This window comes from Stutzerimonas sp. LR2 (assembly GCF_055755175.1).
Genome location: NZ_JBVTRR010000003.1, coordinates 606,145 through 630,039, shown reverse-complemented (window position 1 = coordinate 630,039; position 23,895 = coordinate 606,145). Strand labels below are relative to the sequence as shown.

The window sequence follows — 23,895 nt, the reverse complement described above, 5'->3', positions numbered from 1 at the left end:
GCGCGGGCAGTCGATTTTTAACACGGGCCAGTGCTTTTGGCCCTTCGAGTCGACTTGCCAGGAGGTACAAGATGGATACGAAAGAGACGATTTCCGTGCTCAACGATCTGATAGAGACCTGCAAGGATGGGGAAAAGGGCTTTCTCGAATGTGCCGAGGATCTGCGCGACCCGCAGCTCAAGAGCACCATGAACCAGCGCTCGCGCGATTGCGCCACCGCCGCAGCTGAACTGCAGCAACTGGTGCGCTCGATGGGTGGCGATCCGGAGACCAGCACCAGCCTCTCGGCCGACATGCACCGCCGCTGGGTCGACCTCAAGGCGATGATCACCGGCAAGGACGACGAGGCGATTCTCAACGAATGCGAACGTGGCGAGGACGTGGCGGTGAAGAGCTACCGCAAGGCGCTGGAAAAAGACCTGCCGGCCGAGGTGCGGATCGTTGTGGAACGCCAGTACCAGGGCGTGCAGCGCAACCATGATCAGGTCAAGGCACTGCGTGACGCCGCTCGCGCACGCGGCTGATCGCGCGTTACCCGTCTGCACGAAACGCCAGCACTTGCTGGCGTTTTTTTATGCCCGCATTCACTCCGTGCGCTCGGTAGCAGCATGCTCCGGCGCCCGCCAGCCGCCACCCAGGGCGCGGTAGAGTTCGATCAATCTGTTCAGCTGCGCCTCCTGCAGCTGCACCTCGGCCAGTTGGGTATCGAACAGATTGCGCTGCGCATCCAGCGCCTCCAGATAAGAGGAATAACCGCCGTGATAGCGGTCCTCGGCGATCGCCAGCGAGCGCGCCAGCACTTCGCGGCGCGCTTCAAGACGGCGGCTCTGACGGGCGAGGCTGTCCAGCCCGGATAGCGCGTTCTCCACCTCGCTGAAAGCATTGAGCGCCGCCCTACGATAGGCGTAGGCAGCCTGATTGCGCTCGGCCGTGGCCACCGCCACGCCGGCCTCCAGCCGTTCGCCATCGAACAGTGGGGCCAGTACGCTGGCGCCGAGGCTCCAGACCTTCACCGGGTCGTAATCCAGCGCATCGACGTATAGCCGGCCCAGGCTTGCCGAGAGTTGCACCCGCGGCAGAAAGCGGTCGCGCTCGCTGTCGAGGAAACGGTCACTGGCGGCCAGCTGCAGCTCGGCCTGGTACAGATCCGGCCGCTGCCGCAGCAGCGCCGAAGGCAGGCTGCCCGCCACCGCTGGAGCCTGCAGTGCGGCAAGCGTGCCCCGTGGCACCGGCCCGGGCGGGTCACCGGTCAGGCGGCGCAGGGCGTGTTCCTGCTCGAGGATGGCCTGCTCCAGCTGCGGCACCAATTGCGCGGCCGCCTCGTACTCCGAACGCGCCTGGGTCTGCTCCAGTTCGGAGGTGTAGCCCATGCGCGACCGGTCCTCGGCAACCGCCAGGGCAGCGCGACGGGACCGCACCGTCTCATGGGTCAGCTGCAGCTGACGATCCAGTGACAGCAGCGCCACATAGCCCTGCGCGACGGTCGCGGCCAGCGCCAGGCGCAGGGTCTGCTGCTCGGCTTCGCTGGCCTGGAACTGCAACTCTGCCGCCTCGCGCAGGCTGGCCAGGCGGCCCCAGAGATCGACCTCATAGGCGAACTGCAGGCCGGGTTGCGCGGCGGTGGTGCGGGTCAGGCCAAGGGGGCCGAGGTCCTGGCTGCGCTCCAGCCCGAACACCGCGTCGAGGCTCGGTAGCAGCGCGGCGCGGGACAGGCGTATCTGCTCGCGGGCCGCCGCCAGCCGTTCGGCGCCGATCAGCACATCGGTGTTGCGCGCCAGCGCACGATCCACCAGATCGAGCAGAGCCGGATCGCCGAAGCCGCGCCACCACTGTGCAACCGGTGCGTTGCCATGGTTGGGCTGGCGCCACTGCGAGGGCACCTCGTTCAGCCGGGCTTCGGGTGGCAGCGGCTGGCGCGGAGGCACGCAGCCGGCCATCACCAGCGTCAGCGCCAGCGTGCCGAGCAGGCCGGTTTTCCTCATGGCGCCGCGGTGTCCACGTGGGTGACCACCGACAGCCCCGGCCGCAAGCGCTCGAGCAGCGGCTGGTCCGGGTCGATGGCGATGCGCACCGGCAGCCGCTGGACCACCTTGGTGAAATTGCCGGTGGCGTTGTCCGGGCGCAGCAGGCTGAACTCGGAGCCCGTGGCCGGGGCAATGCGCTCGATGCGGCCGGTCAGGCGCGCGCCGTTGAGGGCATCGACCTCGAAACTCACCGGCTGGCCGGGGCGCATGTTCGCCGTCTGGGTCTCCTTGTAGTTGGCGATCACCCAGAGCTTCGGCGGCACCAGGAACAGCAGCTGCGTGCCGGCAGTAACGTACTGGCCCAGGCGCACGCCCACCTCGCTGACCCGCCCATCGCCAGGGGCGACGATCTCGGTGTTGGCCAGGTCGATCTCGGCCTGGTGCAGCGTTGCCTGGGCGATCTCGACCCGGGCCTGCAGGCCGCCCCGGGATATGCCGCTGGCCTTGAGCGTCTGCTCGGCGATCTCGATGGCGGCGCGTGCCTTGCGCACGTTGGCCGACGCGGCGCGGGCGCTGGCGCGGGTCTGGTCGCGCTCGCGGATGGACACCGAGCCGCGCTCGGCGAGTTCGTCGACGCGACGCTCGTCGGCTCGTGCCCGTGCCTCTTCGGCCTCGGCGGCGAACAGGTCGGCGCGGCGCGCGGCCAGGGTGGCGCGGTCGGCGGCCAGTTGCTGGTCGAGGTTTTCCAGTTCGAAGCGTGCGGCGTCCCGTTCAGCGCGGCGCTGGGCGACCCGTTGCTGGTACTGCCGGTCATCGATGCGTACCAGCACCTGGCCCTGGCGGACCTGCTCGAAGTCCTGCACCCGCACCTCGGTGACGTAGCCGGCGACCTGCGGCGCGAGCACCGTGAGCTGGCCGCGCACATAGGCGTTCTCGGTGGTGACCAGGCTGCCGGTGAACGGCCAGAGCTGCCAGGCATAGAGGATGGCGAGCACGCCGACCATGGCGACCAGCGTCATCAGGATGATCGAGCGGCGGCTTGGCTGGATCGTCTTGGGCGGCTCGGGCGGTGTGCCGCCGGCGTCCGTGGTCGGCGTGGTCTCAGCGTCGGGTGTGCGCGCATCGCTCATGGGGCGGAAGCCTTCTTCTGTCGCGCCAGGCGCAGGGTGTGGAACAGTGACCAGCCGAGCACGGCGATGGCGAGCAGGCCGATCAGGCGGAACACGTCATTGAAGGCCAGCACGTTGGCTTCACGCGTGACGGTCTGCGACAGGCGAGCGCCGCCGAGTGCCTGGCGCAGCTGCGGGTCGAGCTGGGTGGCGGCCACTGCCTGGCTCTGTTGGGCGAGACGGGCGGCGATGCGTGGGGCGTCCGGCACCACCTGCTCGGTCAGGTGTGCCGAATGGTACTGCTCGCGGACGATCTGATAGGTGCCGAACACGGCGGGACCGGCAAGCCCGCCCAGGCTCTGGGTCATGGAAAACAGCACGATGAAGCTGACCAGGTAGTTCGGCCCGTTGGCCAGCGCCTTTCCGATGCCGGTGATCAGCAGCGGGCCGAGGAACATGCCGCTGGCGAACGACAGCAATCCCTGGCTGAGAAAGAGGTCATGCGGGCGGGTCTGGCTGGTGGCATCGACGTCGAGAAAGCTGGCGATGCCGATCAGCAGGATCGATAGCAGTATCTGCGCCGCGGCGGTCCGTGGGCTGAAGCTCAGCGCGCTGGCGGCGATGCCCATCACCAGCCCCAGCAGAATCACCGCGTACAGCGGGCGCAGCTGATCCGGCCCCATGCCGAGCGTTTGCAGCAGGCCGACCGCGCCATAGCTCTGTTCGGACAGCAGAAAGCGCAGCGCCAGCGCACCGAAGGCGAAGCGCAGCATCTCGGCGGTGCCCAGCCAGCGTGTCTGCAGCAAGGGGTTGCGCCGGTGGTGTTCGATCATGAAGGTCAGGCAGCTGAGCAGCAGGGCCGCGATCAGTGCGTAGCCCAGCCACGGCGCCTCGGTCCACCACTGCACGCGGCCCTGGGCGAAGACTGCGGCAACCAGCGCCAGCGCCGGGGCGAAGAGGGCGAAGGTAAGGAAGTCCAGCGGCTCGAACACCTTGATGCGCTCGCCCAGCGGCAGCTTGAGCACCACCACGGCGGCCAGCGAGCAGAGCGCCAGGCCGCTTTCGAACACGTACAGGCGATGCCACTGGCCGATATCCACCAATGGTGGCGATAACAGCCAGGCCAGCGGCGTGGCGACTTGCGTCAGGCCGAAGGCGACGATCACCCCGCGCGGCAGGTGGGCCTTGGAAAAGGCCTGGAGCATGTAGAACAGCCCCAGCGACGTGGTGGCCGCTGCGGCGAAACCGCTCGCTGCGCGCACGAACATCGCCATGCCCAGGCCTTCGACGAACACATGGGCGATGCTGAGCAGCGCATAGACTGCCAGCCCCAGCTCGGCGAAATGCCGCAGGCCGTATTGCTGGCGCACCTTGATCAGCAGCAGGTTGGTCGAGACGTTGACCATGAAGTAGGCGGCCGGCAGCCAGGCGCCCTGCGCGGGCGTCAGGCCCAGATCGCCCTGGATCGCCGGCAGGTTGGCGATGAATAGCGCGTTGCCGAGCCCGCCGGTCAACCCCACCAGTACGGCAACCGCGGCGTAGGCCAGGCGCCGCGGTGGACTGTGCAGCAGGATCGCCGGCGAGCCGGGCATGGACGGGCGTTCGTGGGGTTCCCAGCGTGGTACCGGGGCAAGGTATTCGGGCATCTGGACTCGGCAGCTTGTTGCGCCGACGGGCGCGGTCCTAGGTAGGACAAGCGCTGCAACGAATTTCGCCCTCCGCTCACCCGATCACGGCATCGCCAGCAGCGGGCGCTGCCGTGCGCAGTCTCAGGCCGCCGTCGGCTCGGCGATTTCGCAGCCCCTGAGGACCAGGCGGATGATGGTGTCGGCAGCGGCATCGTAGTCCGCCTCGTCGAGCCGGGCCTTGCCGGTGACGGTGCTGATCTGCCAGTCGAAGTCGGCATAGGTCTGGGTCGCGGCCCAGATGCTGAAGAGCAGGTGGCTGGGGTCGATGGGGGCCATCAGACCCTGGTCGATCCAGCCCTGAATGCAGGCGATGTTGTGGGCGGCCTGGGCGTTGAGCTGGGCGGTGCGCTCCGGTGACAGGTGCGGGGCGCCATGCATGATCTCGCTGGCGAACACCTTGGAGGCATAGGCGTGATCGCGGGAGATGCGGATCTTGGTGCGGATGTAGGCGCGCAGCACCTCGGCCGGATGGCCTGGCTGATTGAAGGGTGCCGAGGCTTCGAGCAGCGGTTCGACGATGCTCTCCAACACCTCGCGATAGAGGTTTTCCTTGGACTTGAAGTAGTAGTAGACGTTGGGCTTCGGCAGCCCGGCGCGGGCGGCGATGTCGCTGGTCTTGGTGGCGGCGAAGCCCTTTTCCGCGAATTCCTCGCTGGCGGCTCGCAGGATCACGTCTCGGTTGCGCTCTCGAATGCTGGACATGCGGACCTGTTTGGCTGGCGCCGCCCGGCCTGGCGGCGGTTCGGCATGCTAGCACTCGCTTCTTTGCGGCCTCAACCGAGCCGCCATCCGTCGGTTCAGGCCGAGCCAAGGCTAAACGCCATCAAGTTCCCGACGGCCATGCCGCTAAATGGCCTTGCGTGCGTCATAAATTGTGTACAGTAGTGGCACTTTGATGTGTCCAATAATAACGCGAGGGCCTTCCATGCAGTTCTTCAAGCGCAGCATTCAGTGGCAATTGATCCTCAGCATGGGCGCGGCGCTGCTGGCGAGCCTGCTGATCGTCATCCTGGTGTATGCCTCGGCTGTCGAGCGCCTCGCCGAGCGCTACCTGCTCGACGAGGCGTTGCCGGCGAATATCAATGCCATCCGCAACGATATCGAGCGCACCCTGGCGGCTCCCATCACCGCCACCGCCGGAATCGCCGGCAACACGCTGGTGCACGACTGGCTGATCCAGGGCGAGGATTCGCGGCAGGCCGAGGCCATCGGTCGCTACCTCAATGGTGTGAAAGCCCAGCAGAACGCGCTGACCACCTCGGTCGCGGTGCTTGGCAGCGGCCACTACTACTCCGACGCTGGGCTGAGCCGGACCCTGTCACGCTCGACACCGGCCGATGGCTGGTTCTACAGCCTGGTGGACGGCGCCCTCGAACGCCGGGTGGAGCTGGACGTCGACAAGGCCACCGGCCAGCCGACCCTGTTCATCAACCAGCGCATCAGCGCCGGCGGACGAGTGCTTGGCGTGGCCGGGCTGGGTTACAGCCTGAGCGCCATGTCCGCACTGATCGCCGACTTCCGCTTCGGCGAGCGCGGCGAGGTCTATCTGGTTGGCAGCGATGGCCAGGTGAAGATCCACCCGCGCAGCGAGCACAACGGCCGTGCTGCACTGGCGGAGCTGGCCGGCGCGCAGGCCGCGCGGCAACTGGAAACCCAGGCGGGACAGGTGGTGCGTTTCGAACGTGATGGTGAAACGTTCCTGGCCATGGCGCAGCCGCTGGAAGGGCTCGGCTGGGCGCTGATCGCCGAGGTGCCCGAGGCGGAGATCTTCGGTGAGGCGCGGCGCACGCTCTGGACCACCAGCCTGATCGGCGCGGCCATCGGCCTGTTCTTTCTCGGCGTTATCGTTCTGCTGGCGCGCGGCCTGGTTCGGCCGATCCGCCAGGTGACGGCGGCGCTGGTGGAGATTGGTGGCGGCGGCGGCGATCTCACCCGTCGCCTGGACGAAAACCGGGCCGACGAACTCGGCGACCTGGCGCGTGGCTTCAACCGTTTCATCGGCAGCCTGCGCAGCCTCATCGGCGATGTGCTCAAGACCAGCGAGCAGCTGCGCAGCGCGGTCGGCCAGGTGGCACGGGTGGTGGACGACACCGCGGTGCGTGCCGGGCGGCAGCACGAGATGACCGACATGGTGGCCACTGCGGTGCACGAAATGGGGCTCACCGTGCAGGAGATCGCGCGTAACGCCAGCAATGCGGCGCAGGCTTCCCAGGGCGCGCGCAGCGAGGCGCTGGAGGCGCGTCAGGTAGTGGGCGAGTCGATCGGGCATATCGAGCGGATGTCCGGCGAGATCGGCCAGGCCGCGGGCTCAGTGACCGAACTGGCCCAGCAGGTGGCCTCCATCGATCAGGTGCTGGCGGTGATCCGCAGCATCTCCGAGCAGACCAACCTGCTGGCTCTCAATGCCGCCATCGAGGCGGCCCGTGCCGGCGACATGGGCCGTGGCTTCGCTGTGGTGGCCGACGAGGTGCGCACCCTGGCCAGCCGCACCCAGGCCTCGACCGACGAGATCCAGCAGATGATCGGACGGCTGAAGAACGGCGCCGAAACCGCCGTCAGCGCGATGCACGCCGGCCAGGCCGCAACGGGTACCGGTGTTCAGGCCAGCCAGCGCACCGGCCAGTCCCTGCAGGCGATCACCGCCCAGGTGGAAGCCATCAGCGACATGAACACCCAGGTAGCCGCCGCGACCGAGGAGCAGAGCAGCGTCACCGAGGAGATCACCCACAACGTGCAGGGCATCGCCGATCTGGCCCAGGCCACCGCGCAGGATGTGCAGGGCTGCCGGGCGGATTGCCAGACGCTGTCGAAGCTGGCCGAGGACCTCGGCCGGCAGATGGGCAGCTTCCGCCTGTAGACGACGGAGCCGCCGAAATGAAAAGGGGCGCCTCTCGGCGCCCCTTTTTTCTGCCCGACCTTTTAGAAGTGCGCCTTGACGATGGCGCTGAAGGTGTTCTGGTCGGTCTTGCCGACGAAGTTGCGGCTGACGTAACCGCCATCTTCGATGCCGTACTTGTTGGTCCAGTAGTCGTATTCGATACCGACGTAGAGCTGCTTCTCGCCCCAGTTCATCGCCTTGCCCAGGTCGTACTTGATCTGCGGGTTGAAGTGGAAGTTGGCATGGTATTCCTCGCCACGGGAGTTGCGGTCGTTGTCGACCACCCAGTCGATGAAACCGTCGATGAGGATGTCGGAGTTGCCCACCGGCAGGGTGTAGCCCCACACCGGGGTGATCTGCCAGACACCGTCGCCCACGCGGTCGCCGTCGGTGTCGCGGTGATAGATGTTGACGGAGAAGTAGTCGAAGCCGGGGACATTCAGGTCGAAGCCCGGGCCGATCATGTAGGTTTCCACGTCGCCTTCGCCGAACTCGTAAGTCATGGCGACCAGCACGTCCTTGATCGGACCGAAGCTCAGGTCCCGCTGAAGGATCTTGCCGAACGACAGGCGCGGCGAGAATTCGCCGTAGAAGGTGCTGTCATCGCGCCCGTTGTCGTTGCCCTTGCCGTTGTAGTGGATCGAGTCGACGAAGAAGAAGGTGTCGCCGTACTTCCAGCCATTGACGTGCTCGAAGGTGACAGTCTGCTGAATCGGCGAATCGATCTTGTAATCCTTGCCGTACAGGTAGGTCAGGCTGTTGCTGTGCCAGTGCAGCAGCCCTTCGGCCATCGCCGGAGCTGACAGCAGGCTGCCGGCGACTGCGGCTGCGATGGGGAGAGTCTTCAGGTGCATGGTGGTGCTCCTAGGGTCGATGGTGGCTTTTTGTTGTCATTGTCGTCCAATGCCGTCGTGGCGAGAAGCGCCTAACGCCTCGGCTCGCGGCTGAATTAGCCGCATTGACTCGGACATGGCGTCGCAGTATGCCGATTGCCGGCGATGCTGCCGGCCCGATCTGCAGCGTTCATGCCTGGTGGGCCGGCTTGCGTCTGGTCAGAAGTGGGCCTTGACGATGAAGTTGACCACGTTGTTGTCGGTGTTGAAGACGCTGCTGTCCTCGATGCCGTACTTGTTGCTCCAGTAGTCGTATTCGATGCCCACATAGAGCCGGCCGGCCTCGTGGTCCAAGGCCTTGCCCAGGTCGTACTTCACCTGCGGATTGAAGTGGAAGTTCTTCGCCAGGTAGTTGCCGCGTGCCTTGGAGCCGGCGTCGTTCACCACCCAGTCGATATAGCCGTCGAACAGGATGTCGGACTTGCCCACCGGGATGGTCATTGCCCAGGTCGGGGTGATCTGCCACTGACCACTCGGCTTGCCGGTGGCGCCGTCGGGCTTGCGGTAGTAGGTGTTGATGGCGAAACGGTCGAAGCCCGGCACCCTGAGGTCGACGGCTGGGCCGAGCAGGTAGTTCTGGTTCGGTGTGCCGTTGGCCAGGCTTTCGCCACGCTCGTAGGTGGCCGAGATCAGCACGTCCTTCACCGGCCCGAACGACAGGTCCGTGCCGGTGAGTTTCCCGAGCGACAGCCGCGGGCTGAACTCACCGTAGTAAGTCCGGCCGTCCTTGCCCGAGTGGCCGTTGAACCACTTGTGGTCGACGAACAGGAACATGTCGCCCCAGCTCCAGCCGCTGGCGTGTTCGAAGGTGATGGTCTGCTGGATCGAGGCCTCGCGGCCGTCCTCGCCCGAGTCGACAGCGAAGTTCTTGCCGTACAGATAGGTCAGGCTGTTGTTCTGCCAGAGCATCAGGTCGGCTGCCAGGGCAGGGGTCGTCAGCAGGGCGCCGGTGAGCGCCAGGCAGCAGGGAGCAGTCTTCAGTCGCATGGGATATTCCCTTGTGTTTTTGTTATAGGCAGGGCCGCACGACCGGCACTGCTCCGGTCGTACGGTTTGTAACGAAGTGGCGTGATCAGCCTTTGAAGTCGGCGCCTGCTGGTTGCGGCAAGGCGTCGCGACGGTGGCCGTCGTGCTCGCGGTAATCGGGGATGTTCACCGACAGCGTATTGGTGCCGACGGCATCCTCGACCAGCTCGTCGGGGTCGAACACATCGATCTCGCTCGGCTCGCGGGGCAGGAAGAGATTGAGCAGGATGGCGCTGAAGGCACCGATGGTGATCGGTGAGCCGAAGATGTTCTTCAGCACGTCTGGCATCGCACTCAGCACTTCCGGCACGCCGGCCACGCCGAGGCCCAGGCCGAGGGAAATGGACACGATCAGCATGTTGCGCCGATGCAGGCCGGCTTCGGCGAGGATCTTGATGCCGGCAATGGCCACGGTGCCAAACATGATCAGCGTGGCGCCGCCGAGCACCGGCTTGGGCATCGCCTGCAGCACGCCGCCGACTACCGGGAACAGGCCCAGCAGGATCAGCAGCCCGGCGATGTAGAAGCCCACGTGACGGCTGGCCACGCCGGTCAGCTGGATCACGCCGTTGTTCTGGCTGAAGGTGGTCATCGGCAGGCTGTTGAACACCGCCGCGGTGGCCGAGGCGCAGCCGTCGGCAAGAATGCCGGACTTGATGCGGCGCATATACAGCGGGCCGCGCACCGGCTGGCGGGAGATCATCGAGTTGGCGGTCAGATCGCCGGCGGTTTCCAACGGCGTGATGAGGAAGATCACGGCGATCGGAATGAAGGCCATCCAGTCGAAGGCGAAGCCGAAGCGGAATGGCTGCGGCACGCTCACCAGCGGCAGCTCGGCGAGGCCGGACAGATCCACCTTGCCCATCGCCAGCGCCACGGCGTAGCCGATGGACAGCGCGACGATCACCGCGGACAGCCGCAGCACCGGCCAGGGGAAGCGGTTGAGCACCACGATGATGCCGATCACCAGCCCCGCCAGGGCCAGGTTCGGCAGGGCGCCGAGATCGGGGGCGCCATAGCCGCCGGCGATGTCGGTCATCGCCACCTTGATCAGCGACAGGCCCATCAGGCAGATGATGGTGCCGGTCACCACCGGCGTGATCACCCGGCGCAGCTTGTTGATGCACTGGCTGAAGGCGATCTCGACGAAGGCTGCGCAGAAGCTCACGCCGAACAGCGTGGCGAGAATTTCCTCCGGTGTGCCGCCGCGCGCCTTGACGATGAAGCCGGCGCTGAGGATGGCGCTGAGAAAGCCGAAGCTGGTGCCCTGCAGGCAGAGCAGCCCGGAGCCGATCGGACCGATGCGCTTGGCCTGGACGAAGGTGCCGAGGCCGGAAACGAACAGCGCCATGCTGACCAGATAGGGCACGTAGGCACCCAGGCCCAGGGCACTGCCGACGATGAGGGTGGGGGTGATGACGCCGACGAAACTCGCCAGCACGTGCTGCAGCGCCGCGAAGAGTGCCGGGAGTGGGGCCGGGCGATCGTCCAGCCCGTAGATGAGATCCTGCTGGGGTGCAGTGGCGCTGCCGCTGCTCGAATCGGTTGCGGTCATGGTCAAGCCTGCCATTTGTTGTTGTACGGTCATGGGCTTTCGAGGGTCACGGCACCTCTCTCCGCGTCACCGGCTGTAGGGCTGGCGTCGGAGTGACCTGACTATAGCAATCTGTGGACAGGCGTTGGAACAATAAATTTATGCATTGTGTACAAGATGACGGATGGTCGCACCCGTCTCAGCGGTCGGGTTGCAGCTCCCGCGCCACGTTCTCCGCCAGGCCGGCACCGGCCTCGCTCATGGTCAGGTAAGTGCGATCCGCGCCGGCTTCCTGGATGCGCTGGGCGATGTCTTCGTACATCGCATGGGAGACGATCAACCCGCCAAAGCCGCTCTCACGCAGCTTGCGGGTGGAGATGATCTTGGCCTCGGGATCGTTCATCGCCAGGATCACCGCCTTGACGTCGTTCATTTCCAGGCTCTGCCAGAACATCTGGTCTTCGGCGTCGGCGAACAGGATGCGGCGGCCCTCGGCGGTATTGCGCTCGACCATCACCGGGTCGGAGTCGAGGCTGACCAGGCGATAGCCCTTGGCACTCAGGTGGTCGTAGGCGGCGCGGCCGGTGCGGCCCATGCCCATGATCAGGATCTGCGCATCGCCCAGCGACACCGGTTGCTCGTCCGGGTGACGGATGTTGCGCTCGCAGCGGATCAGTCGCGGCGCCAGCCGCTCGTATAGCGGGTGGGCAACGCGGTTGATCTGCGCCGAGATGATGAACGACAGCGCCACCGTGATCGCCAGCGGCATCAGCCACTGCGGCAACACCACGCTGGCCACGATCAGGCCGAACTCGCTGTAGTTGGTCAGGCTGGCGGCGCTGAGAAAGGCGCTGCGCGCGCGCAGACGGAAGGCGATGAACAGCCCGAAGAACAGCACCGCCTTGAGCGGCAGCAGCAAGGCCATGGCGAAGGCGAACCAGAGGGCGTCGGCGTCCGGCAGGCCGCCGATGCCGATCTTGAGGAAGAAGCCCACCAGGAACACTTCCTTGATCGCCCACAACGAGTTGGACAGCTCGCCGGCGCGCTTGTGCTTGGCGAGCATGGCGCCGAAGGCCAGGGCACCCAGTTCGGAACTCAAGCCCACGTACTCGAAGCCGAGTCCGCCGGCGACCAGCGCCAGCATCAGGCCGAGCAGGACCATCAGCTCCTCGTGGCCGCTGTGATCGAGCAGGCGGAACAGCACCGGCCGCAGCAGCGGCAGGAGAAACACCAGCAGCGCCCAGGCGGACGGCATCTTGCCGGCTGCCAGGCTCATCACCACCAGAGCGATGAGGTCCTGGATGATCAGCACGCCGATGGCGACGCGGCCATGGAAGGCGCGCAGCTCGCGCTTGCTTTCCAGCACCTTGGCCGCCAGCACGGTACTGGAGAACGACAGGGCGATGGCCAGCAGCATCGCTTCGCGCCAGTCGCTGTCGAGGATCAGCATGATGGCCGGCAGCACCAGCACGCTGGAGATCAGGAAATGCAGCAGACTGCCGCCAATGACTTCCCGGCGCACCAGGTTGCCGAGCTTGAGCTTGAGCCCCACGGTGAACAGCAGCAGGAGCACGCCCAGGTGCGACAGGTGATCGAGGATGATGCTGTCGGCACGGGTCACGCCCACATAGTCGCCCGCTGCGGCAAGGGCGAAGCCGGCGCCCAGGTAGCCGATCAGTGGCGGCAGGCCGATGAAGCGGGCAAGCAGGCCGAGGGCGAAGGCGAAGGCAATCCAGCTGGCTTCAATCACGGGGGCGGCGTCCGGCAAGGGGAGGGCGCGGCATTGTAACGGGCTGTAGCCGGTTGTCGAGGCAGCTTAAGCGGGGCTGGGAAGGGCGAGAAACGGGCGGAGAGGAGGGCGGCCGGTATGGCCGCCGCGTCGGTTCAGGCGTGGGCGCCGCCGGTCAGCGCCTCGCGCTCGGGGCCACCGAGCACGTTGAACAGCAGGTTGAGGGTCACCGCGCTCAGCGTCGCCAGGGCGATGCCGCTGTGGGTGATCGGCTCCAGCCAGTGCGGCAGCTGGGCGAAGAACTCGGGGCGCACCACCGGAATCATGCCCAGGCCGATGCTCACCGCTACCAGGAGCTGGTTGCGGCGGTCGGCGATGTCCGCTTCCTGCAGGATCTTGATACCGGTGGCCGCAACCATGCCGAACATCGCCAGGCCCGCGCCACCGAGCACCGCGGCCGGGATCGAGGCGACCAGGAAGGCGGCCTTGGGCAGCAGGCTCAGGGCGATCAGGATCAGTCCGGCGATGGCCGTGACGTGGCGGCTGCGCACGCCGGTCATCTGCACCAGGCCGATGTTCTGCGCGAAGGACGAGTGGGTGAAGGTATTCATGAAGCCGGCCAGAAAGGTCGCGCCTGCATCGCACAGAAGCCCGCGGCGCAGGCGCTTGGGGTCGACCGTTTCGCCGGTGATCCGTCCGAGGGCGAGAAACATGCCCGCCGACTCTACGAAGATGATCACCACCACCAGGCACATCGAGAGGATCGGTGCCAGCGAGAAGGTCGGCGTGCCGAAGTGGTTGGGCGTCACCACCTGCACTACCGGCGCTGCCGCCATGCCGGAAAGGTCCACCATGCCCAGCGCGCCGGCCAGGGCGTAACCCAGCCCCATGCCGATCAGCACCGAAACGTTGACCCAGAAACCGCGCAGGAAGCGGTTGACCAGCAGAATGGTGGCCAGCACCGCGGCGGCGATGCCGAGATAGTGCACCGCGCCGAACTGGCTGGTGGTGCTGCCACCACCGGCCCAGTTCACCGCTACCGGAAACAGCGACAGGCCGATGGCGGTGATCACGGTGCCGGTCACCAGTGGCGGGAAGAAGCGCACGATGCGGCAGACGAAGGGGGCGATCAGCAGGCCGAAGGCGCCGGCGGCGATGGTCGCGCCGAAGATGCCGGTCATGCCGACCCCTGGCATGCCGGCCATGACCACCATGCTGCTCACCGCGGCGAAACTGGCGCCCATCATCACCGGCATGCGAATGCCCATCGGCCCGATGCCCAGCGACTGCACCAGTGTGGCGATGCCGGCGACCAGCAGGTCGGCATTGATCAGAAAGGCGATTTCATCGCGGGACAGCCCGGCCGCCTGGCCGACGATCAGCGGTACGGCGACGGCACCGCCGTACATCAGCAGCACATGCTGCAGGCTCACCAGCAATTGCTGCAGCCAGGGCAGCCGGGTCGTCCCGGCGGGGCGGGCGTTCAGGTCGTTCATGCAAGATACCTCGGGCGCGTTTGTTATTGATTGTCGCGACAGCCCCCTGCACGGAGGGGCCGGTATGGCCTGCACCGGGACTTGCCCGGCAGTGAAACGTCATTGCAAGAAAGCCGCACGCCAGGCGTGCGGCTGGGGGTGGGCTCAGTTGGTCGGTGCGCCCTTGGCGATCCAGGCGCCGAGCAGGTCACGCTCTTCCTGGGTCATCTGGGTGATGTTGCCGAGCGGCATGATCTGGCTCGCTACCGTTTGCGCGTGGATCTTCGCGGCCTGCTGGCGGATCTGCTCGGGCGTGTCGAACATCACCCCGGCCGGTGCGCTGGAGAACATCGGGCTGCTCGGATTGGCCGAATGACAGACGGTGCAGCGCTGCTCGATCACTTCATTGATCTCGCTGAAGCGTGGCGCATCGCCATGGGCCTGGGCGGCGGCGCTGGCCTGCTCGGGCGTGGTGGCAGTCAGGTTCGGCGTGCTGCTCGGGCGGTTCGGCGAAGTGACGAAGGCCAGGCAGATCATCCCCACCGCGGCGGCCGGCAGCGCCCAGGCGAAGCGGTTGCTGTCGTGGCGGGTGTTGAAATAGTGGCGAGCCAGTACCGACAGCGCACCCAGGGCGGCGAGGATCAGCCAGTTGTACTGGCTGCCGTAGGTGCTCGGGAAATGGTTGCTGATCATGATGAACAGCACCGGCAGGGTGAAGTAGTTGTTGTGCCGCGAACGCAGCAGACCCTTGGCCGGCAACACCGGGTCGGGCGTGCGGTTCTGCTCGATGGCGGCGACCAGAGCGCGCTGCGCCGGCATGATGATGCGGAACACGTTGCCGACCATGATGGTGCCGATCAGCGCGCCGGTATGGATGTACGCGGCACGGCCGCTGAAGATCTGCGAATAGCCCCAGCATGCGGCGATCACCAGCACGAACAGCACCAGGCCCAGCAGCGCGGGCGTCTTGCCCAGCGGCGAGTCGCAGAGCAGGTCGTAGACGAACCAGCCGACGATCAGCGAGCCGAAACCGATGAGCACCGCCGCCGCTGGCGACAGGTCGCTACCGGGGGCGATCAGGTACAGGCCCGGGTTGAGGTAATAGACCACCATCAGCAGGGCCACGCCCGACAGCCAGGTGGTATAGGCCTCCCACTTGAACCAGTGCAGGTTCTCCGGCATCTGTGGGGGCGCGAGCTTGTATTTCTCCAGGTGATAGATGCCACCGCCATGGATGGCCCATAGGTCCCCCGACAGCCCTTCGCGGGGGTTGCTGCGGTTGAGGTTGTTTTCCAGCCAGACGAAATAGAAGGAGGCACCGATCCAGGCGATGCCGACGATCATGTGTATCCAGCGAATTCCCAGGTTCAGCCATTCGGTCAGATGTGCGTCCACGTTGATTACCTCTTGCACGGCGGCTGTAGCCGCCGTCCTTTCTTCTTATGGGTATCGGTCCGAGTCACCGCGCGCGGTTGGGCTCAGCGCGAAACCTGTTGGGGGTCGAGGAGGAGTTGCTGATCCTCCGTGAAGAAGTACTCGTCGCAGTTGTTGCCAGAACCGCTGCGATCGACCACCAGGAATTCATCCCGCTTTTCGATCGTCAGCACCGGGTGGTGCCAGACGCCGCGGTGGTAATTGACGCCCTGCCTGCCGTTGCTGCGGAAGGCGCGGACGTGGCCCGGTACAGGTGCATCGCCAAGTGGCGCGACCACGACCAGAAAGGGATGGCCGAGCAGCGGGATGAAGGCCTGGCTGCCCAGCGGATGACGTTCCAGCATGCGGATGACCAGCGGCATCTCGAGCGCCTCGGCGGCGAAGATGCTGATGATCGCCTGGTCCTCGGGCGCGGCGGTCTCGACCGTGGCCAGCTTGTGATAGCGGCGGGTCGAGCCGTTGTTGATCATGAAGTAGTCGCTGCCTTCGGTTTCGATGACGTCGCCGAAGGGGGCGAAGGCTTCCTTGGTCAGTGGCTCGATGGTCAGGGTGCGCATGGTTTGCTCGTTCAGTTAGTGGATGCTTTTCATTGTTCGCTGGAGCCCGCGCCCTCACCCGAAGGGAGAGGGTTCGGGTGAGGGGCTGAGTCCCGCTCCTTACTTCACCACCTTGCCAAACAGCCGTAGCCGGCTGACGCCGCCGTCCGGAAAGATGTTCAGGCGTACGTGGGTCACCGGGCCGAGCTTGGCGATCTGCTCACTGAACTCGTGCTCGGCGTGCATGGAGAGCTTCTGGCTGGGCAGCAGTTCGCGCCAGAACAGGCTCTGCGTTTCGATCTGGCTGTCGGTGCCGCCCTTCACGTAGGCCGCCTGGATCGAGCAGCTGTCGGGGTAGTTGCCCTTGAAGTGCAGCGTATCGACGACGATGCGCTCGATCTCGCCCGGGTGGCCGAGGGCGACGATCACCCAGTCATTGCCAGGGGTGCGGCGGCGGGCGGTTTCCCAGCCGTCACCCATGTTCTCGCCGCGGTTCGGGTTGAGGATGTTGCTCATGCGCCCGAAGTGCTCGTCCGAGCAGGCCAGTGCGCGGCCGCCATTGAGGGCGGCCGCCAGGTCGACCTGCTCGTTGTCGCTGACGCTGCTCCAGTCGCGGTACGGGATGCCGTGCACGCGCAGGCGGGCGACGCCGCCGTCCGGGTAGATGTTGAAGCGCAGGTGACTGACCGGCTTGTCGAAGGCGATCTCATGGTAGTGGTGGCTGTTGCCCTTAAGCTCCACGGCCGGAAGGATTTCGGTCCAGACGGTCGCGTCGCTCGGGTCGCCATCGGAGACGAAGCAGGCTTCCAGCGAGGCAGACGGCGGGTAGTTGCCGGTGAAGAAGCTGGTGTCGATATCCACGCCCTTGATCCAGCCCGGTACGCCGAGGCGGATCACCGCATGGTCGTAACCTTCGAAACGCTTGCGGCGCGACTCCCAGCCGTCCATCCACTTGCCGTTGTCATCGAATACGCCTTCCTTCCATATGGCCGGCGTGGGCTGGAACAGCCGGTTGACGTCGGCGAACCAGTCGTCGGTGACGGAAATGGCGCGGCTGCCCAGGCGTGCGTCGGCCAGGTTGACGTATTTCTCGAAGGGTACGGCGTAAGCTTTCATCGCGATCTGCCTTGAAATGGAGTGGAGCGTTCTGCCCTTGCAGCCTGTAGTGCGGTGTTGCCGGTCCCTTTCCGGCTACATGGCCTGCAGGCGGAACAGGGCGATCTTGTTGATTTCCGCCAGTGCCCGGGCGAATTCCTGTTCCGGGCTGTTGTGGATGCGCTCCTCGAACGCGGCGAGGATCTGGTGCCGGTTGCTGCCCTTGACCGCCATGATGAAGGGGAAGCCGAATTTCGCCTTGTAGGCGTCGTTGAGTTCGGTGAAACGGGCGAACTCTTCCGGTGTGCACTCATGGATGCCGGCGCCTGCCTGTTCGGAGGTGCTGGCGGCAGTCAGCTCGCCGCGCACAGCCGCCTTGCCGGCCAGATCCGGGTGCGCATTGACCAGCGCGAGCTGGGTGTCGTGGTCGGCGGCGAGCATCGCCTGGGACAGGCGGGTGTGCATCACCTCGACGTAGTCCAGCGTCTCGTCGACGCCGGCGCCGTAGATCGTCTCGGCGACCCAGGGCGAATGCTCGTAGACATCGGCGAAGGCGGCGACAAAGGCATCGCGGTCGAGGGTCGAGGGCTTGATCGTCTTGAACGGGGTCATCAATTGCGCTCCGCGGTCATGGGGTGAGTGGCGTGCCAGTGGCGGGCGATATCGACGCGGCGGGCAAACCAGACCTTGTCATGCCCCTTGGCGTATTCGACGAAGCGCTGCAGCGCGGCCAGACGAGCGGGGCGACCCAGCAGGCGGCAATGCATGCCGATGGACAGCATTTTCGGCGCACCTTCGCAGCCTTCCGCATAGAGCACGTCGAAGGCGTCCTTCAGGTACTGGTAGAAGTCGTCACCCTTGTTGAAGCCCTGCACTTGGGTGAAGCGCATGTCGTTGGTGTCCAGCGTATAGGGGATCACCAGGTGCGGCTTGACCGGCGTGGACTCCGGGTCCCAGTAGGGCAGGTCGTCATCGTAGGTGTCCGAGTCGTAGAGGAAGCCGCCGTCCTCGCGCACCAGACGCCGAGTGTTGGGGCTGGTGCGGCCGGTGTACCAGCCCAGCGGGCGCTCGCCGGTGAGTTCCGTGAGAATACGGATGGCCTCGAGCATGTGTTCACGCTCCTGGGCCTCATCCATGTACTGGTAGTCGATCCAGCGATAACCGTGGCTGCAGATTTCGTGGCCGTCGGCGACCATGGCCTTGATGACCTCCGGATGGCGCTGCGCGGCCATGGCCACGGCGAAGATCGTCAGCGGAATGTCGTGGCGCTTGAACAGCTTGAGCAGGCGCCAGACGCCGGCGCGGCTGCCGTACTCATAGAGCGACTCCATGCTCATGTTGCGTACGCCCTGCAGGGGTTGCGCCGCGACCATCTCGGAGAGAAAGGCTTCGGATTCCTTGTCGCCATGCAGCACGCTGCGCTCGCCGCCTTCCTCGTAGTTCAGCACGAAGGACAGGGCGATACGGGCGTCGCCCGGCCATTGCGGATGGGGCGGGTTGCTGGCGTAACCGATCAAGTCGCGTGGGTAGTCGGCGCTCACTGGGCTGCTTCCTGTGTGGCGGGTCGTGATGTAACGACCGGATGGCCAGATTGTATACAAGTCGATGCGTGGCTTGTAAATAGCTTTTTCGTAGCGCCTGCCGTGAAGCGCTGCGGTCGGCGGTTTTCGAGCAGGCCGCCACGACAGGCGGTATCTGCAGAGAACGGGCCAACTGCGTGTCTCTGAAACTGTGTACAAAAATATCTACAAATTGTCTTGAGTCTGTTGTTCGCGCTGGCTATGCTCCGGGTCAGTTTCCATTCAACAGAGCGGAGGTGCCCGTGGGCCGTTTGACCACACACGTACTCGATGCCGCCCACGGTTGCCCGGGCAGCGGAATCAAGGTGGAGCTGTATCGCGTAGAAGATCAGGGCCTGACGCTGGTCGCCACGCGTGAGACCAACGCCGATGGCCGCTGCGACAGCCCGTTGCTGGACGGCGCGGACTACCGGTCCGGGGTCTATCAGCTGCATTTCCACGCTGGCGACTACTACCGTGGTCGCGGTGTGACGCTGGGGACGCCGGCGTTCCTCGACGAGGTGGTGCTGCGCTTCGGCATCGACGCCGGGCAGGATCACTATCACGTGCCGCTGCTGATTTCGCCGTACAGCTATTCGACCTACCGGGGTAGCTGAAGCGACGTTTGTTCAGTGCTGACTCTTCTGGAGTCCCTTTTGCCCGCCGTAATGGCGGGCTTTTTATTGGTGAGAGTCGAAGCGCGTGACAAGAGCCGTCTGCGGCACCTGCGTCGGGTGGCGTGGACCGCGAAGGGGGCGGTACGGATGCGCCGCGCGTTTCTCGGGACGGACTGCAGGTTGCACCGCGGCAGGCGTGTTGCCCTCCGTCAGGTCGCGAGCCGGCGCTGCCAACGCCAGCCGAGTCACCGACTCATCAAGGACGCCGCTCCCGCGCCTCCAAACAGTGCCGCGCTGGTCCGGTTGAACCACGCATGCCCTTTCCCGGTGCGCAGATAGCGCGCCGCGCCCCGCGCGCCCAGCCCATAGGCCAGCTTGCAGCAGAGATCCAGTACCGCCCAGGTCAGGGTCATCACCAGCAGCTGCGGCAGCAACGGTTGCCCCGCGTTGAGAAACTGCGGCAGGAAAGCGGCGAAGAAGAGCATGTCCTTCGGGTTGCTGCCCCCCAGAATGAACGCTCGGCCGAACAGCCGACTGAAACGCGGGGCGAGGGCAGGGCTTTCGATCTCGCGGGCAGCCGGTGCCTGACGTGCCGCCTGCCAGCTCTGCCAGGCGAGGTAGAACAGGTACAGCGCACCGATCAGCTTGAGCGCGCTGAACAGGCGCTCCGAGGCCATCAACAGCGCACCAAGCCCCAATGCCGAGGCGCTGAGCAGGGCGATGGAAGCGGTTACGCCGCCGAGAAAGGCTGGCCAGGAGCGGCGCACTCCGTAGTTCAGGCTGTTGCTGATCATCAACAGCGACAGCGGCCCGGGGATGAGGATCACCACCAGCGCGGCACTCGCATACAACAACCATGTTTCCAGACTCATTACAGTCTCCTGAGAAATGAAAAAGCCCCGCCGCATGCGACGGGGCGGTGAGGCGCGCCTCGTTCAGAGAAACGCGAACTTGGCGATGAAGATCACGCACAGCACGTAGAGGCTGATGGAGACCTTGTCGCGCTGGCCAGTCAACAGCTTGAGCGTTGCGTAGGTCAAGAAACCCAGGGCGATGCCGTTGGCGATGGAGAAGGTCAGCGGCATCATCACCACGGTCACGATGGCCGGGATGGTGTCGGTGTGGTCCTTCCAGTCGATGTTGGCCAGCCCGCTCATCATCAGCATCGCCACGTAGATCAGCGCGCCGGCGGTGGCGTAGGCGGGAATCATGCCGGCTAGCGGGGCGAAGAACATGGCGATCAGGAACAGCACGCCGACGGTCACGGCGGTCAGCCCGGTGCGGCCGCCGGCGGCGACGCCCGAGGCGCTTTCCACGTAGCTGGTCACCGGCGGACAGCCGACGAAGGCGCCGACCACGCTGGAACTGCTGTCGGCCTTCAGCGCGCGGGACAGGTTCTCGATCTTGCCGTCCTCGTTCACCAGGTTGGCACGATGGGCGACGCCCATCAGGGTGCCGGCGGTGTCGAACATGTTCACGAAGAGGAAGGCCAGGATCACGCTGACCATCGCCACGTTGAGCGCGCCGGCGATGTCCATCGCCAGCCAGGTCGGCGCCAGGCTCGGCGGCATCGATACCAGGCCGTTGTACTCCACCAGCCCCAAGGCCCAGCCGATACCGGTGACCGCCAGCATGCTCAGCAGGATCGCGCCGAAGACGTTGCGGTGGCTGAGCACCGCGATCATCAGGAAGCACACCGCGGCGAGCAGGGCGGTGGGTTCGCCGAACGAGCCCATGGTCAGCAGGGTGGCCGGGCTGTCGACCACGATGCCGGCGGTCTTCAGGCCGATCAGCCCGAGGAACAGGCCGACCCCCGCGCCCATGGCGAAACGCAGGCTCATGGGGATGCTGTTGAGCAACCATTCGCGGATGCGCGACAGGCTCATGATCATGAACAGCACGCCGGAGATGAACACCGCACCCAGGGCGATCTGCCAGCTGTAGCCCATCTCGCCGACGACCGTGTAGGTGAAGAAGGCGTTCAGGCCCATGCCTGGTGCCAGGCCCACCGGCCAGTTCGCGTACAGGCCCATCAACAGGCAGCCGAGCGCCGCACCGATGCAGGTCGCGACGAAGGCGGCGCCGTGGTCGATGCCGGCGTCGGCCATGATGTTCGGGTTGACGAAGATGATGTAGGCCATGGTGACGAAGGTCGTCAGGCCGGCGAGCAGTTCGGTACGGATGCTGGTGCGGTGTTCGCTGAGCTTGAATAGCCGGTCCAGCCAGCCGGGGGCGGTGCGTTGCAAGGGTGCTGCCTGGGGCTTGCGCTTGATGCTTTCCACTGGGCTTTCCTCATCGTTCTTGTTGTCGATCACCCGGAGCACGACACTCCCGAGGGGCGGGTGATGGTGTGCCCTTCGTTCTGTTAGTTGACCGAAAGGTCAGGAAGGGCTGTCCGGATTATGCTTTTGTATACAAGAATTGCAAACACTAAATCGCCCTCGCTTGTCACGGGAGCTGGCTTGCGTGGCGCACATCGCGGATATGGCGGTGATTGGGAGACAGAATGGTAGGAAATTGATTGTGCACAAGCGCAACGATGTTTTTGCTCGTTTTGTTCGTCCGACGACTGCCAGTGAAGCCGCGAACGCAGTAAAGTTCGGCCTTGCCGACACTTCACTTGCGAGCCATCGATGAACGAACAGTTGCAGCCCCTGAAGAAGCCGAACAAGACCGGCAAGACTCGCACCGGGACGCAGGACGATATCGTTTATGCGCACATCTTCGATGCCATCCTCGAACAACGCCTGGCCCCTGGTACCAAGCTCAGCGAGGAGGCCCTGGGCGAGATCTTCGGTGTCAGCCGCACCATCATCCGCCGCGCATTGTCGAGGCTGGCTCATGAGGGCGTGGTGTTGCTGCGCCCCAATCGCGGCGCGGTGGTGGCGAGCCCGAGCGTCGAGGAGGCACGGCAGATCTTCTTCGCCCGTCGATTGGTGGAAAAGGCCATTACCGAACTGGCCGTGCAGCACGCCAGTGACGCGCAACTGGCCGAGCTGCGGCAAATGGTCATCGACGAGCGCGACTGCTTCGCCCGCGGCGATCGCGGCGCCGGCATCCGTCTGTCAGGCGAGTTCCACCTCAAGCTGGCGGAGGCGGCGAAGAACGCGCCACTGGTGAGCTTCCAGCGCAGCCTGGTGTCGCAGACTTCGCTGATCATCGCGCAGTACGAAGGGGCCAGTCGCTCGCATTGCTCCTATGACGAACACAATGAGCTGATCGATGCCATAGCCGCGCGCGACGCCGACAAGGCCGTGCACCTGATGATGCATCACATGGATCACATCGACAGCAAGCTCAACCTCGAGGAAGACAGTGCCTCGAACGACCTGCACGCGGTGTTCTCGCATCTGACCTTGATGAAGAAAAAGGCGCGTACGCCCCGCTGACCTCATTCGCGCTGCCGTTGCAGGCGGCAGCGCGCGTATCCCGCTGGCCTCGCCATCTTTCCTGTGTCGGTGCGGCATCGCAGCGGTAGCGTCAGCCTTCAGCCGCCGCCGGCTGATCTATCTCATGCCTATTGAACCGCTCTGCTACCGCTCTGCTACCGCTCTGCTACCGCTCTGCTACCGCTCTGCTACCGCGCTGTGCCTGCTGGTAAATGTTATGTTATAACTTTTATTGATTTGGTTGCTGACACCGCTTTTCGAGCGGTGCGGAGATGGAGTTTCTTGATCGTGATCGAATGTCGAGAGTTGCAGTGGGGCGCCGGCGGGCGGGCCCTCACGCCGCCGTTGAACCTCAAGCTAGCGGCCGGCAGCCTGACCGCGGTGATCGGCAGCAATGGTTCGGGCAAGAGCGGCCTGCTCAGGGTATTGGCCGGTTTGGATCGCCCCCTGGCCGGTCACATTCGAATGAGCGTGGCGCGTCCAGGCGGTGTGGTCTATCTGCCGCAGCAGCAACAGATCGACCGGCAGTTTCCGATACGTCTGCTGGAGCTGGTCAGGGGCGGTTTCTGGGGCAGCCGGCTCGGCCGTAGCGAACGCCAGGCTCGGCTACGTCAGGTACTGGCCGATTGGGGCTTGCTCGATCTGCAGACCCAGGGCCTGCACGCGCTGTCTGGTGGGGAACTGCAGCGGGCGCTGCTGGCCCGGATGAGCCTGACCGATGCGCAGGTACTGCTGCTCGATGAACCCGAGGCGGCACTCGACGAGACCGGTCTCGATCTGCTCTGGCAGCACCTCCGACGCTGGCAGCAACAAGGCAGAACGCTGGTGCTGGTCAGCCACAACCTCGACCGCCTTCGGGAGAAGCGCTGCAACGCACTGCGTATCGCGCGCAGCGGCTGCGTCGCAGCGCCGATCGATCAGCTACTCGATCGTGATCCGCTCGGGCGAGTGGCGTGACGGCCGATCTGC

21 protein-coding genes are annotated in these 23,895 nt (G+C 65.4%); 5 read left to right on the top strand and 16 right to left on the bottom strand.

Annotated features, from left to right (window positions below; all coding sequences use genetic code 11):
* Positions 1 to 71 precede the first annotated feature (71 nt).
* Entirely contained in the window at positions 72 to 524 is a 453-nt protein-coding gene (locus ACVRRC_RS13850) for a PA2169 family four-helix-bundle protein (RefSeq protein ID WP_011914196.1), read from the top strand.
* 60 nt (positions 525 to 584) lie between these two features.
* On the opposite strand, the gene ACVRRC_RS13845 is transcribed toward ACVRRC_RS13850, so the two are convergent.
* The 4 genes from ACVRRC_RS13845 to ACVRRC_RS13830 all read right to left on the bottom strand — a co-directional run bounded on the left by ACVRRC_RS13845 (position 585) and on the right by ACVRRC_RS13830 (position 5,463).
* Entirely contained in the window at positions 585 to 1,982 is a 1,398-nt protein-coding gene (locus ACVRRC_RS13845; RefSeq protein WP_472997129.1) for an efflux transporter outer membrane subunit, read from the bottom strand.
* Positions 1,979 to 3,094: an HlyD family secretion protein gene (locus ACVRRC_RS13840; RefSeq protein ID WP_472997128.1), complete on the bottom strand. Its 1,116-nt coding sequence runs from the start codon at positions 3,092 to 3,094 to the stop codon at positions 1,979 to 1,981. Before ACVRRC_RS13840 ends, ACVRRC_RS13845 begins: the two co-directional genes overlap by 4 nt.
* Positions 3,091 to 4,665 carry an MFS transporter gene (locus ACVRRC_RS13835; RefSeq protein ID WP_336512847.1) on the bottom strand — a complete coding sequence of 525 codons (1,575 nt, stop codon included), beginning with the start codon at positions 4,663 to 4,665 and terminating at the stop codon, positions 3,091 to 3,093. Before ACVRRC_RS13835 ends, ACVRRC_RS13840 begins: the two co-directional genes overlap by 4 nt.
* Before the next feature lie 177 nt (positions 4,666 to 4,842).
* Positions 4,843 to 5,463, bottom strand: a complete 621-nt coding sequence (locus tag ACVRRC_RS13830; protein ID WP_011914192.1) for a TetR/AcrR family transcriptional regulator — start codon at positions 5,461 to 5,463, stop codon at positions 4,843 to 4,845.
* Positions 5,464 to 5,686: 223 nt separating this feature from the next.
* On the opposite strand from ACVRRC_RS13830, the gene ACVRRC_RS13825 reads away from it, so the two are divergent.
* Positions 5,687 to 7,618 carry a methyl-accepting chemotaxis protein gene (locus tag ACVRRC_RS13825; RefSeq protein ID WP_014597445.1) on the top strand — a complete coding sequence of 644 codons (1,932 nt, stop codon included), beginning with the start codon at positions 5,687 to 5,689 and terminating at the stop codon, positions 7,616 to 7,618.
* Positions 7,619 to 7,680: 62 nt separating this feature from the next.
* Here the strand turns inward: ACVRRC_RS13825 and ACVRRC_RS13820 are convergent, their stop codons facing one another.
* From ACVRRC_RS13820 to puuE, 10 genes are all read right to left on the bottom strand, one after another.
* Entirely contained in the window at positions 7,681 to 8,493 is an 813-nt protein-coding gene (locus ACVRRC_RS13820) for an outer membrane protein OmpK (protein ID WP_019406771.1), read from the bottom strand.
* Positions 8,494 to 8,691: 198 nt separating this feature from the next.
* The gene (locus ACVRRC_RS13815; RefSeq protein ID WP_014597443.1) at positions 8,692 to 9,519 is read right to left on the bottom strand and encodes an outer membrane protein OmpK; all 828 of its coding nucleotides are present in this window, start codon (positions 9,517 to 9,519) and stop codon (positions 8,692 to 8,694) included.
* 85 nt (positions 9,520 to 9,604) lie between these two features.
* The gene (locus tag ACVRRC_RS13810; protein ID WP_230387504.1) at positions 9,605 to 11,113 is read right to left on the bottom strand and encodes a uracil-xanthine permease family protein; all 1,509 of its coding nucleotides are present in this window, start codon (positions 11,111 to 11,113) and stop codon (positions 9,605 to 9,607) included.
* Between the two features lie 178 nt (positions 11,114 to 11,291).
* Positions 11,292 to 12,842, bottom strand: a complete 1,551-nt coding sequence (locus tag ACVRRC_RS13805; RefSeq protein WP_079328741.1) for a cation:proton antiporter family protein — start codon at positions 12,840 to 12,842, stop codon at positions 11,292 to 11,294.
* A gap of 134 nt (positions 12,843 to 12,976) precedes the next feature.
* Positions 12,977 to 14,317 (bottom strand): nucleobase:cation symporter-2 family protein, encoded by a 1,341-nt coding sequence (locus ACVRRC_RS13800; RefSeq protein WP_014597440.1) that lies wholly within the window; start codon positions 14,315 to 14,317, stop codon positions 12,977 to 12,979.
* 144 nt (positions 14,318 to 14,461) lie between these two features.
* The gene (locus tag ACVRRC_RS13795; RefSeq protein ID WP_020307060.1) at positions 14,462 to 15,691 is read right to left on the bottom strand and encodes a urate hydroxylase PuuD; all 1,230 of its coding nucleotides are present in this window, start codon (positions 15,689 to 15,691) and stop codon (positions 14,462 to 14,464) included.
* 83 nt (positions 15,692 to 15,774) lie between these two features.
* Positions 15,775 to 16,287, bottom strand: coding sequence for an ureidoglycolate lyase (locus ACVRRC_RS13790; RefSeq protein ID WP_011914187.1), 513 nt, complete (start codon positions 16,285 to 16,287; stop codon positions 15,775 to 15,777).
* A gap of 99 nt (positions 16,288 to 16,386) precedes the next feature.
* The gene (gene alc, locus ACVRRC_RS13785) at positions 16,387 to 17,382 is read right to left on the bottom strand and encodes an allantoicase (protein ID WP_472997127.1); all 996 of its coding nucleotides are present in this window, start codon (positions 17,380 to 17,382) and stop codon (positions 16,387 to 16,389) included.
* Between the two features lie 75 nt (positions 17,383 to 17,457).
* Positions 17,458 to 17,973, bottom strand: coding sequence for a 2-oxo-4-hydroxy-4-carboxy-5-ureidoimidazoline decarboxylase (gene uraD / locus ACVRRC_RS13780; RefSeq protein ID WP_472997126.1), 516 nt, complete (start codon positions 17,971 to 17,973; stop codon positions 17,458 to 17,460).
* On the bottom strand, positions 17,973 to 18,902 hold the full coding sequence (gene puuE / locus ACVRRC_RS13775) for an allantoinase PuuE (RefSeq protein WP_019406765.1): 930 nt from the start codon (positions 18,900 to 18,902) through the stop codon (positions 17,973 to 17,975). Before puuE ends, uraD begins: the two co-directional genes overlap by 1 nt.
* Positions 18,903 to 19,183: 281 nt before the next feature.
* On the opposite strand from puuE, the gene uraH reads away from it, so the two are divergent.
* The gene (gene uraH, locus ACVRRC_RS13770) at positions 19,184 to 19,537 is read left to right on the top strand and encodes a hydroxyisourate hydrolase (RefSeq protein WP_019406764.1); all 354 of its coding nucleotides are present in this window, start codon (positions 19,184 to 19,186) and stop codon (positions 19,535 to 19,537) included.
* A gap of 245 nt (positions 19,538 to 19,782) precedes the next feature.
* Here the strand turns inward: uraH and ACVRRC_RS13765 are convergent, their stop codons facing one another.
* On the bottom strand, positions 19,783 to 20,409 hold the full coding sequence (locus ACVRRC_RS13765; RefSeq protein WP_019406763.1) for a LysE family translocator: 627 nt from the start codon (positions 20,407 to 20,409) through the stop codon (positions 19,783 to 19,785).
* 63 nt (positions 20,410 to 20,472) lie between these two features.
* Complete coding sequence (locus ACVRRC_RS13760; protein WP_026006664.1) at positions 20,473 to 21,819, bottom strand: NCS2 family permease; 1,347 nt, start codon at positions 21,817 to 21,819, stop codon at positions 20,473 to 20,475.
* Between the two features lie 351 nt (positions 21,820 to 22,170).
* Between ACVRRC_RS13760 and ACVRRC_RS13755 the strand changes: the two genes are divergently transcribed.
* Positions 22,171 to 22,926 (top strand): GntR family transcriptional regulator, encoded by a 756-nt coding sequence (locus tag ACVRRC_RS13755; protein WP_011914179.1) that lies wholly within the window; start codon positions 22,171 to 22,173, stop codon positions 22,924 to 22,926.
* Positions 22,927 to 23,208: 282 nt separating this feature from the next.
* The gene (locus ACVRRC_RS13750; protein WP_472997124.1) at positions 23,209 to 23,883 is read left to right on the top strand and encodes a metal ABC transporter ATP-binding protein; all 675 of its coding nucleotides are present in this window, start codon (positions 23,209 to 23,211) and stop codon (positions 23,881 to 23,883) included.
* The last annotated feature ends 12 nt before the right edge of the window (positions 23,884 to 23,895 follow it).